Consider the following 12831-nt stretch of genomic DNA (forward strand, 5'->3'; position numbering starts at 1 on the left):
GCGCCGAATATATATAAGATACTATTCCCGTCGGGCCCGGTATCGCACCGACGCATCGGGCGGGGCGGGCATGCGGTCGACGCGGCCTCCCGCGCCAGGGAGGCGGCGAGGCAACGGAGCGACTCATGAACAGCGGACGGACACGGCGCTACGCCGAGCTTCAGCCACAGCGGCGGGCGATCGAGACGGAGGCGGAGATCCTCCGGTTCTGGGAGACGCACGGTATCTTCCGGGAGAGCGTCGAGTCCCGTCCCGCCGACCGGCCCTTCGTCTTCTACGAGGGACCGCCCACGGCCAACGGCCGGCCGGGCGTCCATCACGCCCTCTCCCGTACGATCAAGGACATCGTCTGCCGCTACCGCACGATGCGCGGCTACCGCGTGGTCCGCAAGGCGGGCTGGGACACCCACGGCCTCCCCGTCGAGATCGAGGTCGAACACACCCTCGGGCTCGACGGCAAGGACCAGATCGAGGAGTACGGCGTCGCCGCCTTCAACGCCGAGTGCCGCAAGAGCGTCTTCAGGTACCTCGACGAGTGGCACGATTTCACGCGCAGGCTCGGCTACTGGCTCGATCTCGACGAGCCGTACGTGACCTGCACGAACGAGTACATCGAATCGGTCTGGTGGATCCTCAAGCAGTTCTGGGACCAGGACATGCTCTACGAGGGACACAAGATCGTTCCCTACTGCCCGCGCTGCGGCACGTCCCTCTCGAGCCACGAGGTCTCGCAGGGGTATCGCGACGTCAGCGATCCGTCGATCTTCATCAAGCTGAAGATCCCCGGCGATGACGCCTCTTTCCTCGTCTGGACGACGACGCCCTGGACGCTCGTCTCCAACGTCGCCCTCGCCGTCGGTCCCGAGTACGATTACGTCCGCGTGCGCCACGGCGGGGAGGAACTGATACTCGCCGAGGCCCTCCTCGACGTCCTCGAGGGACCCCGGGAGATCCTCGCCTCCATGAAGGGCCGCGAGCTCGTCGGCCGCCGGTACGAGCCGTGCTTTCCCTTCTTCGCCGGAACCGAAGGGGCCTTCCGCGTCATCGCGGCCGATTTCGTGACCCTGTCCGACGGGACGGGGATCGTCCACGTCGCACCGGCCTTCGGGGAGGACGACTACCGGGCCGGCCGCGAGGAGGGGCTTCCCTTCATCCAGCCCGTCGACGCCGAGGGCAGGTTCACCGCGGAGATCCCCCCCTGGGCGGGGCTGTTCATCAAGGAGGCCGATCCGCGCATTATCGAGGACCTCGATTCGCGCGGCATCCTCTACCGATCGGCGACGATCGAGCACTCGTACCCCTTCTGCTGGCGGTGCGATTCGCCGCTCGTCTACTACGCGCGGCGCTCCTGGTACATCAGGACGACGGCCTTCAAGGATCTCCTCATCGAGGCGAACGGCAAGGTCGAATGGTTCCCGCCCGAGCTCGGCGAGAACCGATTCGCCCGCTGGCTCGAGGGGAACATCGACTGGGCGCTCAGCCGCGAGCGGTACTGGGGCACTCCCCTGAACATCTGGACCTGCGGGTCCTGCGAGGAGAAGTTCTGCATCGGGAGCGTCGAGGAGCTGCGCTCGATCTCCGAGCCGATCCCCGGGGATTTCGATCTGCACAAGCCGTTCATCGACGATCTCGACGTCGGGTGTCCGGTGTGCGGCGGCAGGATGACGCGCGTTTCCGAAGTGATCGATTGCTGGTTCGATTCGGGATCGATGCCCTTCGCCCAGTACCACTACCCGCACGAGAACATGGATATCTTCCGGGAGCAGTACCCCGCCGAGTTCATCAGCGAGGGGGTCGACCAGACGCGCGGCTGGTTCTACTCGCTGCTCGCCATCGGCGCCTTCCTGACGAAGGAGAGCCCCTACCGGCGATGCCTGCCGCACGGGATGGTCCTCGACCGCGACGGCCAGAAGATGAGCAAGAGCCGCGGAAACGCCGTGTTCGCCAGCGACGCCCTGGCAGCCGACGGGGCGGACGCCCTGCGCTGGTATCTCATGACGAGCGGCGCGCCCTACCTGCCCAAGCGGTACGACCAGGACGCCCTCCGCGACGCGGCGAACAAGTTTCTCGGGACGTTGCGGAACCTCTACAACTTCTTCTCGCTCTACGCCGAGATCGACGGATTCGAGCCGGGAAACGAACCGTCCACGGGAAATACCCTCGATCGCTGGATCGTATCCCGCTTCAATTCGACGGCCGCAACGGTCGCCGAAGCCCTCGACGCCTACGAGCTGGCGAGGGCCGCACGGACGATCCAGGGGTTCGTCATCGACGAGTTGAGCAACTGGTATCTCCGTCGGTCGCGCCGGCGCTTCTGGAAGAACGAGATGAGCGGGGACAAGCGGGCCGCCTACGAGACCTTCCATCACGTCCTCGACGGGGTCACGCGTCTCGCCGCGCCGTTCGTCCCCTTCCTCGCCGAGGCGATCTTCCGCCGTCTCCGGGGCGCCGTGGAGGAGGAGGGCGCGAGCGTCCACCTGGAGGCCTTTCCCGCGCCCGACGAGAAACGGATCGACGAGAAGCTCGAGGCGGGGATGAAGGGCGTTCTCAGGGCGGTGACGATCGGGCGGGCCGCGCGGAACAAGGCGGGGGTCAAGGTGCGCACTCCCCTCGCCGCGATGTACGTCCACAATCCCCGCGCGGAAGAGAGGGGCTGGTTGAAAAACGAGGAGCTCGTCCTCCTCGTCGCCGACGAGTTGAACGTCAAGAAGATCGTTTTCGTCGACGGCGTCGACGATTACATATCGTTCAGCGTGAAGCCCGACTATGCCGTTCTCGGCAAGCGGTTCGGAAAGGCGATGAAGCAGGTCGCCTCCGTTCTCGAAACGCTGGGCGCGGCGGATATCGCCGCGATCGCGGGCGACGGCACGGTCGATATCGAGATCGACGGCCGCCGCGAGACGATCTCGGCCGGCGAGGTCAAGGTGATCCGCGAAACCGCCGAGGGATTCGAGGCGGAGACGGAGGGGAGCGATACGGTGGTGCTCGACGTCCGGTTGACCCCGGAGCTCGTCCGCGAGGGCCTGGCGCGCGATATCGTGAATCGCATCCAGAACTTCCGGAAGGAGTCGGGGCTCGAGGTGAACGACCGGATCAGGATCGCCTGGGACGGCCCGGCGGAGATCGAGCGCGTCGTCGGGGAGTTCGGCGACCACATTTGCGGCGAGATCCTCGCCGAATCGCTGGAGCGCGGAGCGAGAAACTGGGAGTTCGAGACACGGTTCACCATAGACGAGTTCGAGATCGACATCCGGATGGAGAAGGCCCGATGACCTTGTTCAGGGGGGAAGAGCCGCGATGACCGACAAGAAAGCGAAGAAGAAGTACACGAAAAAGGAACTCGAGAGGTTCCGCAAGCTCATCATCGACGAGCGCGAGCGCATCCTCAAGCAGCTCGGGCGCATCGAGGAGACGATCACCGAGTCCTCAGAGGACGGGGAGGGTTCCAAGCAGTCCTACTCCAACCACCTCGCCGATCTCGGCACCGACTACATGGAGAAGGAGAAGAATTTCTACTACGCGACGCAGGAGGGGCACTACCTCCGATCCCTCGACCTGGCCCTCGAGCGTCTCGACCGGGGCGAGTACGGCATCTGCGAGGAGTGCAGCCAGCTCATCGCCGCGAAACGTCTCGAGGCGGTGCCCAGCGCGAAGCTCTGCATCCAGTGCAAGAGTGGCAAGGAAAAGAACAAGAGGCGCTGAGACGTGCTCTATTTCACCATCGCCGCGCTGGTCGTCATCCTCGACCAGTCCTCCAAGAGGATCATCTGGGAACTCTTCAGGTTCTCCGGCGGGACCGATCTCATCGACGGCGTTCTCCGGATCACCCTGAGCAAGAACGAGGGGGCCGTCCTCGGCATCCTCGCCGGTTCGCGGACGATCCTCATCGCCGTCACGATCGCGGCGATCGTCGCCCTCATCGTCTTCTCGTATCGCATGCGGTACGCGCCGCTGCTGAAACGCGTCTGTCTCGGACTCATCCTCGGCGGGGCGTTCGGCAACCTCATCGACCGGATCGCCGCCGGCGAGGTCCTCGATTTCATCGACATGGGTATCGGCTCCTACCGATGGCCCGTCTACAACGTCGCGGACATCGCCGTGACCGTCGGAGCCGTCGTCCTGATCGCCGGGTTCCTCCGCGACCCGCGAGAGGATGATCGCGGGAATCGCCCGGCGCCGGCGGACCCCGCCTCCTGACGCCGCCGCCCGACCGACGAACCGCGAAAGGAGCATCGTGGACGACCGGATGGTCCATAGCTTCGTCGTCGACGAGGAGCAGGAGGGAGAGCGCATCGACTCCTTCCTCGGCGACCGCGTCCCCGAGCTCTCCCGATCCCGCGTCCAGAAGGAGATACGCGCCGGCGGCGTCCTGGCGAACGGCGCGGTCATCGCAAAATCATCGCATCGCGTGCGCGAGGGAGACCGCATCTCGCTCTCCTTCGCTCCCCCCCGACCGCCGGCGGTCGAACCGGAGGATATCCCCCTCGCCATCGTCTACGAGGACAGTTATGTCGTGGTCGTCGACAAGGCGGCGGGGATGGTGGTCCATCCGGCTCCTGGGCACGCGCGGGGGACGCTCGTCAACGCCCTCCTGCATCACTGCGGCGATCTGTCCGGCATCGGCGGCGTGCTGCGGCCGGGAATCGTCCACCGCCTCGATGCCGGGACGACGGGGCTCCTCGTCGCCGCCAAGAACGACGAGGCGCATATCTCGCTGTCCCGTCAATTGATGGAACGTTCCGTCTCGCGCATCTATCGCGCGCTCGTCTGGGGCTCGATGCCGGCGCCCGAGGGGGTCGTCGATCGCCCCGTCGGCCGTTCGCCCCGGGACCGGCGGAAGATGGCCGTGGTCGCCGGCGGCAAGCCCGCCGTCACGTCCTACTCTGTGCTAGACACCCGAAATCCGTTCCAGTATATTGTTCTCAAGCTCGGGACAGGCAGAACGCACCAGATCCGGGTGCATCTCTCGCACGAGGGGCACCCGGTGCTCGGCGACCCGGAGTACGGCGGTCGACGGGCGCAAAAGGCGGCGTTGCGGAAAGAGGAGCTCGACCTGGCGAACCGGGCGCTGGCCCTGATCGACCGCCAGGCGCTTCACGCGGCGAAGCTGGCGTTCACGCACCCGCGGTCGGGGGAGAGGATGCGGTTCGCTTCGAACCCGCCGGCCGACATGGCGGCGGTCCTCGACCTGCTCGGACTGGCCGCCGGCGAACCCGATCGATGACGCCCGGAACCGCGACGCGACCGGGCGATTCCGTGGAGGTTCCGTGAGGCTACTCACGAGGGAACGGGACGGCGTCGTGCTCCTCGATCTCCAGGGCAAGCTGATGGGCGGGCCCGACGCGGACGCCTTCCGCGAGAAGATCCACGGCCTCATCGAGCAGGGGCGCAAGCATGTCGTGGTCAACCTCAAGGATGTCAACTGGGTCAACAGCACCGGCGTCGGCATCCTCATCACCGGGTACACGACCCTGCGGAAGAACGGCGGCGATCTCAAGCTCCTGCACGTTTCGAAGAAAATCCAGAGCGTGCTCTACGTTACGAAACTGAACCTGATCTTCGAGTGTTTCGACGACGAGAACACCGTCGTTCAGAGCTTCAGGGCCTGACCTGAAGGCCCACAGGGAGGAGGGTGGACGCCCCGTCATGGCTGATAGCGTCATACTCGAGTTTCCGAGCGAATACCGGTTTCTGAACATGGTCGATCTTCTCTGCGTCGAACTCGTCGGCGAGATGGGTTTTCCTCCGGAGGCGCAGAACGAGATATCGATCTCGGTGATCGAGGCCTGCACGAATTCGCTCGAGCACGGCAACAAGTGCTGCCCGGAGCGGAATGTCCGGGTCGTGATGACCATGTTCCCCGACCGTTTCCAGGTCGAGGCGTTCGATCACGGTGAAGGGTTCGATTTCGACGAGTACATGAAACACATTCCCGATCCGGCCGATATCGCCCACCTTCGCGGACGCGGCATCTACATCATGAAGCACATGATGGACGAGCTGTCCTACGAGCAACTCCCGGATCGGGGGATAAAGATCGCACTCGTGAAGTATCTGCCGGGTAAGCGTCCGGGGAACGCGTAACGCCGGTCCGGTTTCTTCCGACGCGCCACCTTCCGGAAACCCGTAGAAGCGATCGGGCGTATCACTACATGCGATGCGGCGGCGGGACATCAAGACTCCCGATGCGATCCCCGATGGAGTGATCAGATGACCACGGCATCGATACTCGCGACGGTCTATTTCGTGTGCGGCGCGATCATCTTCCTGCTCGCCACGACGATTCTCCGCTATTCGGCGAAGACGGCCGTCGGCTGGGCGACCGCCCTGGTGCTCCTCTTCGCGAGTTTCGGCCCGATGCTCGGGGCGGCCAGCGTGATCCTCGAGCGGAATCTCCGGGAAGGCACCGTCCTCTTCGGCTCCCTGGTGGCGAGTTTCGAATACACCTGGGAATTCTTCTTCCCCTCGCTCGTCCTCTTCGCGCTCGTCCATCCCGTGCGGAACCGCATCTGGAAGTACATCAAGCGAGGCGCCTTTCTCCTCTTCGTGCCGCACGTTTTCCACCTCGTGATGCTGATCTTCCTGATCGACCGCGTCAACCCGTCGAAGACCTTCGATTTCATGACGGACCTGCCCTTCGCCGACGGCAGGATGGCGGCGACGATGGGGACGCTCTCCAGCTCGCTCAACGTATTGATGGAGCTTCTCTTCAAGGCGCACCGCACGCTCTTCTCCTTCGTGAACATCTCCTACGCCGGCTTCTCGATGCTTTTGCTCGGCGCCTCGATGCGCCGCGATCTCGCCCCCCGCGTCAGGCGCCAGACCCGCGCGGTGATCATCGGCCTCGGGGCCTGTATCGCCACCTACGCCTTCGCCCGCATCGGCCCCATCCTCTTCCAGGCGGCGGCGGATCCGACCGTCATGGCGCTTCTGGTCAACGCGTCGCTGATCGTCGGCGGCGGCTCGATCGCCTTCGCGATCGTCCGGTACGAGTTTCTCGACCTCAGGCAGATCGCGCGCAAGGGCATCTTCTACGGCGGCGCCATCGCCATCTTCGCTTCCTTCTATCTCGTGGTCGTCAAGCAGGTGATGGCCTTCTTCTACCGCTTCTCGGGGAGCCGCATGGAGTTCGTCGAGACGGGGCTCATCGTCGTCTTCATCATCATCTTCCAGCCGGTCTTCTCGCGCATCGAGGAATGGGCGGAGCGGCGGGTGCTGAGCGAGGAGAAGACGCCGCGATTCCGCATCCGGCGGCTCAGCGCGGAGCTCCTCTCGATGATCGATCTCGAGGACATGCGCGAACGGACGAGGCAGGCCCTTCGCACGATCTTCGACGCAGACGACGTCGAGCTTTTCCTCGCGAAGGAGATCACCGCCGATCGCGAGGACCGGTACGCGCCGCAGGTGCTGGAGACGCTCGCCCAGTTCCGCGAGCCGATCGTCCGGCTCGATTTCATGGAGGCGCTCGGGTTCCTGAACGTCACCGGCAGGATGTTCATGCGGCCCGGCCGGCGCGTTCTCGACGAGGCAGTCGAGCTGCTTCCCGGCACCGTGCGGCGGTTCGCCCGCTACGAACTGATCGTGCCCGTCATGCGCGGCGCGAGGTGCGAGGCGGTGCTTCTGCTCGGCAGGCGCCGGGAGCACCGCGGCTATTCCACCGAGGAGCAGTCGCTCATCTCGATGCTCTCCGCGCAGATATCGGCTTCCCTGTCGCGGATCGAACTGCTCGCCCAGGTCGTCGAGAAGAAGCTGATCGAGGAGGAGCTGAATATCGCCCGGTCGATCCAGCTCAACCTTCTCCCCTCGCGGCCCCCGGTGGTCGACCGGTACGACGCGGCCGCGGTCAGCCTCTCGAGCAAGCAGGTCGGCGGCGATTACTACGATTACCTCCAGCGCGAGGGGTTGCTCGCCTGCACCGTCGCGGACGTGTCGGGCAAGGGCGTGCCCGCCTCCCTGCTCATGGCGTCGCTGCAGGCCAGTCTCCGGGCGATGAAGGAACACATGCACGATCCGGTCGGTCTCGTCGGCAGGCTGAACGACGTGATGTGCGACGTGACGGCCCCGGACAAGTTCGCCACGCTCTTCTACGGTTGCCTCGACACGCGCACCGACGAGTTCGTCTACACGAACGCGGGCCACTTCTTCCCCGTCGTCGTCCGCGACGGCGGCAGGATCGAGATCCTCGACTACAGCGGCCTCATCCTCGGCGTCCAGCCGGGATTTCCCTACGAGAACCGGAAAATCAGATTCAAACCCGGGGATGTGCTCGTCGTGACGACCGACGGCGTCACCGAGGCGGAGGACGACGACGGTGAACTCTTCGGCGAGGAGCGACTGCATCCCCTCCTCTCCGGGCTCCGCGGGCTGGAGGCGGCGTCGATCAGGGACGAGATCGTCGAGTCGGTCAACCGCTTCTCCTACCCGAGGGGCGCGAACGACGATTTGACGATCCTCGTGCTGAAGCGGACGGCATGAGACGGGCCCGGCGCCGCGACGAGGCGAGGGACGGATTTCCGATTCCGGGGCCGGAGAGCCCCGACTGTGATATAATGAACGAAACGAACGGGAAGCAGGAAACCGGCGCCGCGCGCGTTCTCGGGATCGATCCGGGAACGGTCCGCTGGGGGCTCGCCCTGAGCGATCCGCTCCGGATCACCGCGCAGGGGCTCGAAACCTTCTCCGGCGGCGACGAGACGGCGTTCGTCGAGCACGTCGCGCGGCTCGTCGATGAGAACGGCGTCGAGACGGTCGTCATCGGGCTGCCGCTTGCGATGCACGGCGGGGAGATCGAGGGGTCGGCCCGGTCGCGGGCGCTCGCCGACCGCATCGTCGGACGGTGCGGCGTGGCGGTGGAGTTGCGCGACGAGCGAATGACGAGCCGCGAGGCGGAGCGCGTTCTCGGGCAGGAGGGGCGAATCCGCAGGGCGGGGGACATCGACCGCCTCGCCGCGGTCCTCCTGCTCCAGTCATGGCTCGACGAAAGGGCATAGATGCAGAAGGTCACGGTAATCGTCTCGGTGTTGGTGACCGCCGCCGTCGCCGCCCTCTTCCAGGTCGGCTGGCAGTACTACGACGGCGGCGCAGACGAGAACGGACGGCGCATAGAGATCCGGATCGAGCCGGGAACGACATTCAACGAGGTCAAGGCCGCCCTCTCCGATACCGGCGTGCTCGAACGGCCGCGCCTCTTCCGGTGGGCGGCCTGGCTCACCCGGCGGGAGACGAGGATACAGTCGGGGCGGTACCTCTTCAGTCGCGGGGAGAGCGTGGCCTCGATTCTCGACAAGCTCTCCCGCGGGGCGATCGACTACACGCGCGTCGTCGTTCCCGAGGGGCTTTTGCTGCGCGAGATCGCGTCGCTCATGGCGTCGTCCACCGAGATCGATTCCACCCGGTTCCTCGAGCTCGCGGCCGATTCGGCGCTTCTCGCCGAGGCGGGGATCGACGCTCCCTCCCTCGAGGGATACCTCTTCCCCGACACCTATCTCTTCTCGTGGCCGCTCGACGAGCGAACGGCGATCCTCAGGATGGTCGACCGCTTCCACGAGGTATTCGACGAGAGGCTCCAGTCCCGGGCCGACTCGCTCGGGTTGACCGTCAACGAGGCGGTCACGCTCGCATCGATCGTCCAGGCCGAGGCGGTGTACGATTCGGAGATGCCCCGGATATCGGCCGTCTACCACAACCGTCTCGTCGGCGGGATGCGTCTCGAGGCGGACCCGACCGTCGCCTACGCGCTCGGGGGCGTCCGGCGGCGGCTGTGGTACAAGGATCTGCGCGTCTCCTCCCCGTACAACACGTACCGCGTTCCCGGCCTGCCCCCCGGGCCGATCTGCAGCCCGGGCCGCGCCGCCCTCGAGGCGGCCGTGACGCCCCTCGTCGGCAGCCGGGATCTCTATTTCGTCGCGGACGGCTCCGGACGGCATCTCTTCAGCCGTTCGCTCCAGGAGCACCTCATCAACAAGGAACGCGCCCGCGACGGCGAGCAGCCATGGATGAAGGACTTCTTCGACGGCTCCGAGGCCGGCACGGGAGGGGCTCCTCCTGAAAGCAGGAACGCGCAGTAAGATCGAGATGCTTCGCGGGATCCTCGGCGACTGCGGCCGCGCGGCCGTCGCCTTCTCGGGGGGCGTCGACTCGACGCTCCTTTTGGCGGAGTCGCGGGACGCGCTCGGCGCGGACGGCGTCGTCGCCGTGACGGCCTCGGCGCCCTTCGTGCCGGCGGGGGAGCTCGAGGAGGCGCGGCGGATCGCGCGTCTCGTCGGGGCCGAGCACGTAACGGTCGACGCGGGCTCGCTGATGGACGATCCCGGCTTCACGGCCAATCCTGCCGACCGGTGCTACGGGTGCAAGAAGGCGATCCTCACGAAAATCGTCGAGGCGGCGGCGGCGCGCGGATGCGACTGCGTCCTCGAGGCGTCGAACGCCGACGACCGGGGGGATTACCGTCCCGGCGCGCGGGCCGTGCGCGAGCTCGGCGTGGGAAGCCCGCTGCAGGCGGCGGGGCTGACGAAGGCGGAGATCAGGGAACTGCTCCGTGTGCGAGGGCTTCCGAACTGGGATCGTCCCGCATCGCCCTGCCTCGCCTCGCGCATTCCCTACGGCGAGGAGATCACGGCCGGCAAGCTGCGCCAGGTGGAGGAGGCGGAGACGCTCCTCCGGGAGGCGGGCTTTCCCGTCTGCCGGGTCCGCCATCACGGGCCCGTCGCGAGGATCGAGGTGCCCCGGGACGAAATCCCGCGGCTGCTCGAGCCCGACACGGGAGACCGTCTCGCCGCCGGTCTGCGCCTGATCGGTTTCATCTACGTCTCGGTCGACCTGGCCGGATTCAGATCGGGAAGCCTAAACGAGGGTATCGGCGACGGCGGGGAGGAGGGATGATGGAGACGCGCACGGAACGGATCGTCGCGGCGTCGGTCGGGCTTTTCCTCGCGTGCGCGATCCTCGCGCCGGCGGGCGCCGTCGCCCGAAACAGGGGCGGACCGGCCGACACGTCGTCGGCCCTCGCCGATACCGTCTCGATGCTCCTCCGCTTCGTCCGCGAATCCGGATGCGTCTTCATCCGCAACGGGCGCGAGCACGACGCCGAGGCGGCGGCGGGCCACATGGAACGGAAGTACAGGCACTACCGTGACAGGATCGCGACTCCCGAGGATTTCATCCGTCTCGCCGCGACGAAGAGCATGATGAGCGGCAAGGCCTACCTCGTACGCCCGCCGGGCGGCGAGGTCCGCGCGTCGGCCGAGTGGCTGGGCGACGCGCTCGTCGATCTGCGCCGGCGCCGCCGCACGGTCACGAAGACATCTCCCCCCGACACGACCGCCGGCACCCTTCCCGACGGCGAATGACGCCGCCCGATCGTGACCGTCCCCGGATCAGTGCCGTCTTTCCTCACGGATTCAGGAAGACGTATTGCGTGCTCAGCACGCGCGCCCAGATCCAGCTCCGCGGGTCGAAGCCCGTCGCCAGGATCTGGTGACGGTTCTGCTTCACGATTATGATCTGCAGCTGGTACGTCCACGGCGAGAGGGGGGCGAGATCCTCGCTCGTGATCGTGTAGCTCCCGTCGTTCTCCGTGGTGATGTAGATTCCCGTCGAATCCACGTCGTTCAGATCCCCGATCACGATGTCGACCGTCCCGCCGCAGGTCGTCTGCCACTCGAGATCGAAGCCGGTCCGCGGGAGGAAGGTGCCCGGAGCGGGACTCGTGATGTAGCATTCGCACACGGGGAAGGTGACGTGCTCGACGAGGGCCGGCACGCCGCCCCCCGCCGTCACGTCGAAGACGTACTCCGTGCCCGGGTTGAGGAAGAACCCGGCGATGTAGTCGGAGTACATGTACAGATTCAGCGATTCCTGCCAGGCGAGATCGAAGCTGCCCGCCGAGACGGCGTCCGGTCGGAGCGGCGTGACCGGCGTGCAGGGCGCCAGGGCGCTGTCGAACCGCGCGGAGATGTTGTCGACGCGCGTGACGTCCTGTCCGTCGTAGAGGATGACGCGGCCGAGCGTCAGGATGGTGAAGACGCCCTCGAACGGTCCGGGATCGTCGCTCGTCGTGAAGCGCCACTGCGGCCCCGTCGTCGCGCCGCCCCGGTCGTCGTGCGCGACGACCCACCAGCTGTACTCCGTCGCGGCCGAGAGCCCCGATGCGTCATGGGAAAAAGCGGCCTGGCCGTCGCCGACGAGCGCCTCGCTTCCCGTGGGGCCGAGCCAGACGTCGAACACGAGGGGATCGCCGTCGGGGTCCTCGCACGACCAGGTCAGCTGGCATTCCTCGCCGATGCCCGTCGCATCCGTCTCCGGGTCGGGATCGAAGGGGCGCAGGGGCGGGTTATTCGTTCCCTCGCCGGTCGTGAATGTCCAGACGGGGCTTTCCGCGAGGAGGTCGTCGTCGTGGCTCCGGATCGTCACCCGCCACGCGTATTCCGTGAGCTCCTCGAGCGCGTAGCCGAGGATCCCGTCGTATTGACGGGGAGAGGTGACCGTTCCTTGCACACCGACCCACCGCATGGTATCCGCGTTGGCGATGTACAGGACGTAGTCCCAGTCGTCGCCGGACGGCTCGTCGTCGCACGTCCAGTAGAAGAAGGGTTCGAGGCTCTGCCCGGTGGCGCCGTCGGGCGGATAGACGAGATCGATCGGATCGGGCGCCGGCCCGTCTTCCTCCCGGGTCGGCGGGGCGCTGGTCGAACAGGCCGCGAGGAGGAGGCAGAACAGGATAGCCGTCACCATGCGGAGAGTTGATCTCATGATGGACCTTCCCGTGAACGAGTTGCCGATGTGTCCGGAATTTCAGCCGTCGCGGGCAGTATACACGAAGCGGCACCCGCC

General features: G+C 66.3%; 12 protein-coding genes. 11 read left to right on the plus strand and 1 reads right to left on the minus strand.

Features of this window, described 5'->3' with window-relative positions:
* Window positions 1–125 precede the first annotated feature (125 nt).
* The 11 genes from JW876_05800 (at window position 126) to JW876_05850 (ending at window position 11348) form a co-directional block, all read left to right on the plus strand.
* Complete coding sequence (locus tag JW876_05800; protein MBN1885018.1) at window positions 126–3272, plus strand: isoleucine--tRNA ligase; 3147 nt, start codon at window positions 126–128, stop codon at window positions 3270–3272.
* A gap of 25 nt (window positions 3273–3297) precedes the next feature.
* Window positions 3298–3702 carry a TraR/DksA C4-type zinc finger protein gene (locus JW876_05805; GenBank protein MBN1885019.1) on the plus strand — a complete coding sequence of 135 codons (405 nt, stop codon included), beginning with the start codon at window positions 3298–3300 and terminating at the stop codon, window positions 3700–3702.
* Between the two features lie 3 nt (window positions 3703–3705).
* A complete protein-coding gene (lspA, locus tag JW876_05810; protein ID MBN1885020.1) occupies window positions 3706–4197 on the plus strand; it encodes a signal peptidase II in 492 nt (163 codons plus the stop codon).
* A 49-nt stretch (window positions 4198–4246) separates the two neighbouring features.
* Window positions 4247–5224, plus strand: a complete 978-nt coding sequence (locus tag JW876_05815) for an RluA family pseudouridine synthase (GenBank protein MBN1885021.1) — start codon at window positions 4247–4249, stop codon at window positions 5222–5224.
* 43 nt (window positions 5225–5267) lie between these two features.
* A complete protein-coding gene (locus tag JW876_05820) occupies window positions 5268–5609 on the plus strand; it encodes an STAS domain-containing protein (GenBank protein MBN1885022.1) in 342 nt (113 codons plus the stop codon).
* A 37-nt stretch (window positions 5610–5646) separates the two neighbouring features.
* Window positions 5647–6084, plus strand: a complete 438-nt coding sequence (locus JW876_05825) for an ATP-binding protein (protein ID MBN1885023.1) — start codon at window positions 5647–5649, stop codon at window positions 6082–6084.
* A gap of 126 nt (window positions 6085–6210) precedes the next feature.
* Window positions 6211–8475: a SpoIIE family protein phosphatase gene (locus tag JW876_05830; protein ID MBN1885024.1), complete on the plus strand. Its 2265-nt coding sequence runs from the start codon at window positions 6211–6213 to the stop codon at window positions 8473–8475.
* 74 nt (window positions 8476–8549) lie between these two features.
* Complete coding sequence (ruvX, locus tag JW876_05835; GenBank protein ID MBN1885025.1) at window positions 8550–8990, plus strand: Holliday junction resolvase RuvX; 441 nt, start codon at window positions 8550–8552, stop codon at window positions 8988–8990.
* Complete coding sequence (gene mltG, locus JW876_05840; GenBank protein MBN1885026.1) at window positions 8991–10067, plus strand: endolytic transglycosylase MltG; 1077 nt, start codon at window positions 8991–8993, stop codon at window positions 10065–10067.
* A 7-nt stretch (window positions 10068–10074) separates the two neighbouring features.
* Window positions 10075–10881 (plus strand): ATP-dependent sacrificial sulfur transferase LarE, encoded by an 807-nt coding sequence (larE, locus tag JW876_05845; GenBank protein MBN1885027.1) that lies wholly within the window; start codon window positions 10075–10077, stop codon window positions 10879–10881.
* Window positions 10881–11348 carry a DUF5329 family protein gene (locus tag JW876_05850; protein MBN1885028.1) on the plus strand — a complete coding sequence of 156 codons (468 nt, stop codon included), beginning with the start codon at window positions 10881–10883 and terminating at the stop codon, window positions 11346–11348. The genes larE and JW876_05850 overlap by 1 nt, the downstream gene beginning before the upstream one ends.
* A gap of 43 nt (window positions 11349–11391) precedes the next feature.
* On the opposite strand, the gene JW876_05855 is transcribed toward JW876_05850, so the two are convergent.
* Complete coding sequence (locus JW876_05855) at window positions 11392–12750, minus strand: hypothetical protein (protein ID MBN1885029.1); 1359 nt, start codon at window positions 12748–12750, stop codon at window positions 11392–11394.
* Between the last annotated feature and the right edge of the window lie 81 nt (window positions 12751–12831).

The organism is Candidatus Krumholzibacteriota bacterium, assembly GCA_016931295.1.
GTDB lineage: Bacteria > Krumholzibacteriota > Krumholzibacteriia > Krumholzibacteriales > Krumholzibacteriaceae > JAFGEZ01.

Coding starts and splice junctions, on each gene's coding strand:
- mltG (MBN1885026.1), top strand. CDS start 8,991: ATGCAGAAGGTCACGGTAATCGTCTCGGTGTTGGTGACCGCCGCCGTC.
- ruvX (MBN1885025.1), top strand. CDS start 8,550: ATGAACGAAACGAACGGGAAGCAGGAAACCGGCGCCGCGCGCGTTCTC.
- JW876_05815 (MBN1885021.1), top strand. CDS start 4,247: ATGGTCCATAGCTTCGTCGTCGACGAGGAGCAGGAGGGAGAGCGCATC.
- JW876_05830 (MBN1885024.1), top strand. CDS start 6,211: ATGACCACGGCATCGATACTCGCGACGGTCTATTTCGTGTGCGGCGCG.
- JW876_05855 (MBN1885029.1), bottom strand. CDS start 12,750: ATGAGATCAACTCTCCGCATGGTGACGGCTATCCTGTTCTGCCTCCTC.
- JW876_05825 (MBN1885023.1), top strand. CDS start 5,647: ATGGCTGATAGCGTCATACTCGAGTTTCCGAGCGAATACCGGTTTCTG.
- JW876_05805 (MBN1885019.1), top strand. CDS start 3,298: ATGACCGACAAGAAAGCGAAGAAGAAGTACACGAAAAAGGAACTCGAG.
- JW876_05850 (MBN1885028.1), top strand. CDS start 10,881: ATGGAGACGCGCACGGAACGGATCGTCGCGGCGTCGGTCGGGCTTTTC.
- JW876_05800 (MBN1885018.1), top strand. CDS start 126: ATGAACAGCGGACGGACACGGCGCTACGCCGAGCTTCAGCCACAGCGG.
- larE (MBN1885027.1), top strand. CDS start 10,075: ATGCTTCGCGGGATCCTCGGCGACTGCGGCCGCGCGGCCGTCGCCTTC.